The sequence below is a fragment of the Shewanella sp. SG44-2 genome, from assembly GCF_014164215.1.
Taxonomy (GTDB): Bacteria; Pseudomonadota; Gammaproteobacteria; order Enterobacterales; family Shewanellaceae; genus Shewanella; species Shewanella frigidimarina.
Map to the genome: position 1 here is coordinate 54857 of NZ_JACJEU010000028.1, position 2937 is coordinate 57793.

Sequence of the window (2937 nt, forward strand, 5' to 3'; positions counted from 1 at the left end):
TTAAATATGGTATCCCATAGGGGATTCGAACCCCTGTTACCGCCGTGAAAGGGCGGTGTCCTAGGCCTCTAGACGAATGGGACACATTTGATACGTTATACTCTGTATCGAGTGAATACTCATTGATGTCTGTAGGCTAAACACCAGTGCTAGTTACCACCTATAATGAAGAACAAAATCCTAAGATTCGAACCCCTGTTACCGCCGACTCTTTATAAACCAAAGTGAGCGATGTCCTAAGCTCTATTTCTAGACGAATGGGACACATTTGATACGTTATACTCTGTATCGAGTGAATACTCATTGGTGTCTGTAGGCTAAACATCAATGCTAATTATCTACTTAAAGATTGTTAAGTAAGTGGTGGAGCTACACGGGATCGAACCGTGGACCTCTTCACTGCCAGCGAAGCGCTCTCCCAGCTGAGCTATAACCCCGTCTTACTTAATGCTTTTGAATATGCTACTAGAAAAAATCTAACATCATGTCTCAACTGCGAGGCGCATTCTATGCAGCATACCCAAAAGTGTCAACTCGTTTTTTAGGAATTTATTCTATCTGCTACAAATTCAATCGCTTTGGATATTCTTTGTGCAGATCTTTCTTTTCCGATTAAGAACAAGGTTAAATCTAATGCAGGAGACTGTCCTGCGCCAGTAACCGCAACGCGTAAAGGCATACCTACTTTACCCATGCCGACATCAAGTTCTGTCGCTGTGGCTTCAATAACGTTGTGAATATTCTCTACGCTCCAATCATTTAGTTCAGATAACTTTTGATTGAACAATGTTAAAGGCTCTAGTGCCACGCCACGTAGATGCTTCTTAGCTTGTGCTTCATCGAAGTTATCAAAATCTTCATAGAAGTAACGGCTTGAAGCAGCTAATTCTTTTAATGTTTTCGCTCGTTCTGATAATGCTGTAACAATTTCAGTTAACGCTGGACCATTGCTAGTATCAATTTTCTGATCATCCATATGCCATTGTAAATGTGATGCGACATAAACAGGATCGAGAGACTTGATATAATGTTGGTTTAACCAAATAAGCTTATCAGTATTAAAAGCTGAAGCAGCTTTATTGATATCATCTAACTTAAACAGCGTTTTCAACTCTTCCATTGAAAATATTTCTTGATCGCCATGAGACCAACCTAAGCGAACAAGATAGTTTAATAGTGCTTCTGGTAGATACCCGTCATCTCGGTATTGCATAACGCCCACAGCACCATGACGTTTAGATAGCTTGGCGCCATCGTCACCTAGAATCATCGACACATGTGCATATTCAGGGATCGGTGCGCCTAATGCTTTAAGTATGTTGATTTGGCGTGGCGTATTATTGATATGATCTTCACCGCGTACAACGCAGGTAATACCCATGTCCCAGTCATCTACTACAACACAGAAATTATAGGTTGGTACACCATCGGTACGCTTAATTATCAAATCATCAAGCATATCGTTCGAAATTTCGATTCGACCCCGAACGTGATCATCAAATATAACGCTGCCTTCAATTGGGTTTTTAAAGCGAATGACAAAAGGTTCGTCAGTGTCACGAGGTGCAAGGTTACGACAACAACCGTCATATTTCTGTTGCAAACCTTGCGCAGCTTGGTCTTCACGCATGCTCTCAATGCGTTCACGCGAGCAATAGCATTTGTATGCAGTGCCTTTGTCTAGCATTTGCTCAATAATTTCATTGTAACGATCAAAACGTTTAGTTTGGTAATAAGGACCTTCATCCCAAGTCAAACCTAACCAGTTCATACCGTCAAGAATGGCATCACATGCTTCTTGAGTTGAACGTTCAATATCAGTGTCTTCAATACGAAGTACAAATTCACCATTGTTAGCACGTGCGTGCAACCATGAATAAAGTGCTGTACGAGCACCACCTACATGAAGAAAACCAGTTGGACTTGGAGCAAAACGCGTCTTAGTAGTCATAATCGGACACTAACCTATTTATAAACGTCTAAAGAAGACAAACAAAAAAATGTGCCGCTATTCTAACAGTCAAACCCAGCAGTTGAAATGGCGGACTTTCAAACCTAGGGAGGTTTTTGGATTTTCTTTATTTTTGATCACAATCCCTTGTTCAACAAAGCATCAAAGCGAACAATTTTAGTCCGACTGACATTATTTTAAATAAAAAGCGTTGACAGGTTTTGCTTGCCCCCTATAATACGGCCCCACACAGCGAGGTCGATTAGCTCAGCTGGGAGAGCACCTCCCTTACAAGGAGGGGGTCACTGGTTCGAGCCCAGTATCGACCACCATATTTTTATTTATGGATTATAACTGTTAATTATATCCCAGGTCGTTTAGCTCAGCTGGGAGAGCACCTCCCTTACAAGGAGGGGGTCACTGGTTCGAGCCCAGTAGCGACCACCATATAATTAACTAAACTGTTGTGTAGAGTCCCAGGTCGCTTAGCTCAGCTGGGAGAGCACCTCCCTTACAAGGAGGGGGTCACTGGTTCGAGCCCAGTAGCGACCACCATTTCTCAAATAGAGTGGTGGACTCAAAAGTAAAATATCCCAGGTCGCTTAGCTCAGCTGGGAGAGCACCTCCCTTACAAGGAGGGGGTCACTGGTTCGAGCCCAGTAGCGACCACCATATTTTACAAAAAGATTGATATTCCCAGGTCGCTTAGCTCAGCTGGGAGAGCACCTCCCTTACAAGGAGGGGGTCACTGGTTCGAGCCCAGTAGCGACCACCATATCAATTTAAGCTTACATTTACGTTTTATCCCAGGTCGCTTAGCTCAGCTGGGAGAGCACCTCCCTTACAAGGAGGGGGTCACTGGTTCGAGCCCAGTAGCGACCACCATATTTTATTTCTGTATTATTCATCTTACATCCTTCAAAGTTTTACCAAGCAATCCAAGCAATCCAAGCAATCCAAGCAATCCAAGCAATCCAAGCAATCCA

General features: G+C 43.0%; 1 protein-coding gene and 8 tRNA genes. 6 read left to right on the forward strand and 3 right to left on the reverse strand.

Translation table 11 applies throughout. From position 1 onward, the window contains the following. Positions 1-7 precede the first annotated feature (7 nt). The 3 genes from H5181_RS16930 to gltX all read right to left on the reverse strand — a co-directional run bounded on the left by H5181_RS16930 (position 8) and on the right by gltX (position 1951). Positions 8-83 (reverse strand) — tRNA-Glu (locus H5181_RS16930). A gap of 278 nt (positions 84-361) precedes the next feature. Continuing rightward, positions 362-437: transfer RNA gene (locus tag H5181_RS16935), tRNA-Ala, on the reverse strand. Positions 438-541: 104 nt separating this feature from the next. Continuing rightward, a complete protein-coding gene (gene gltX / locus H5181_RS16940) occupies positions 542-1951 on the reverse strand; it encodes a glutamate--tRNA ligase (RefSeq protein WP_011638163.1) in 1410 nt (469 codons plus the stop codon). Positions 1952-2207: 256 nt separating this feature from the next. Between gltX and H5181_RS16945 the strand changes: the two genes are divergently transcribed. The 6 genes from H5181_RS16945 to H5181_RS16970 all read left to right on the forward strand — a co-directional run bounded on the left by H5181_RS16945 (position 2208) and on the right by H5181_RS16970 (position 2836). Beyond that, positions 2208-2283 (forward strand) — tRNA-Val (locus tag H5181_RS16945). Between the two features lie 39 nt (positions 2284-2322). Beyond that, positions 2323-2398, forward strand: a tRNA-Val gene (locus tag H5181_RS16950). Between the two features lie 32 nt (positions 2399-2430). Continuing rightward, positions 2431-2506, forward strand: a tRNA-Val gene (locus H5181_RS16955). Positions 2507-2547: 41 nt separating this feature from the next. After that, a tRNA-Val gene (locus tag H5181_RS16960) sits at positions 2548-2623 on the forward strand. A gap of 27 nt (positions 2624-2650) precedes the next feature. Further along, positions 2651-2726: transfer RNA gene (locus H5181_RS16965), tRNA-Val, on the forward strand. Positions 2727-2760: 34 nt separating this feature from the next. After that, positions 2761-2836, forward strand: a tRNA-Val gene (locus H5181_RS16970). The last annotated feature ends 101 nt before the right edge of the window (positions 2837-2937 follow it).